The organism is Bartonella sp. AC62GZZY, assembly GCF_042196525.1.
Taxonomy (GTDB): Bacteria; Pseudomonadota; Alphaproteobacteria; order Rhizobiales; family Rhizobiaceae; genus Bartonella.
The window spans coordinates 1-572 of record NZ_JBHIQN010000093.1 but is presented as its reverse complement, the minus strand read 5'-3'; the positions used below and the strand labels follow the sequence as shown (position 1 = coordinate 572).

The 572-nt window shown below is 38.8% G+C and carries 1 pseudogene; it reads left to right on the top strand.

Annotated features, from left to right (window positions below):
* Positions 1–74: 74 nt before the first annotated feature.
* A pseudogene (locus ACFIML_RS09335) lies at positions 75–572 on the top strand (2,3,4,5-tetrahydropyridine-2,6-dicarboxylate N-succinyltransferase); the annotation flags it as partial.

Below are 572 nucleotides of genomic sequence, written 5' to 3'. Positions count from 1 at the left end.
CTGAAAACATTTCTTCACGTAGGTCATAAAGAATAAATCTTGAAGCTTTCAACTTGTTTAACGGAACTCTGATCATGACCTATCACACACAACTTGAAATGATTATTGAAAAAGCATTTGATGATCGCGATTCTACTGATACTATCACAAAGGGTGAAATTCGTGAAAGTGTTGAACATGCATTAAACCTTCTTGACAAAGGTGAAGTCCGTGTAGCGGAACGCCAAAAAAATGGACAATGGCATGTTAATCAATGGTTAAAAAAAGCCGTCCTTCTCTCTTTTCGGCTCAATCCTATGCAAATTATTGCCGGTGGGATAAATGGAACATATTGGTGGGATAAAGTCCCTTCGAGATTTTCTGGTTGGCAAGAAGTTGACTTTAAAAAAGCTGATTTCCGTTCCGTTCCTGGAGCAATTGTACGCCATTCTGCTTACATTGCTCCCAATGTTATATTGATGCCATCCTTTGTAAATCTTGGTGCCTTTATCGATAAGGGAACAATGGTTGATACATGGACTACTGTGGGTTCTTGTGCACAAATTGGCAAAAATGTTCATCTTTCTGGTGGT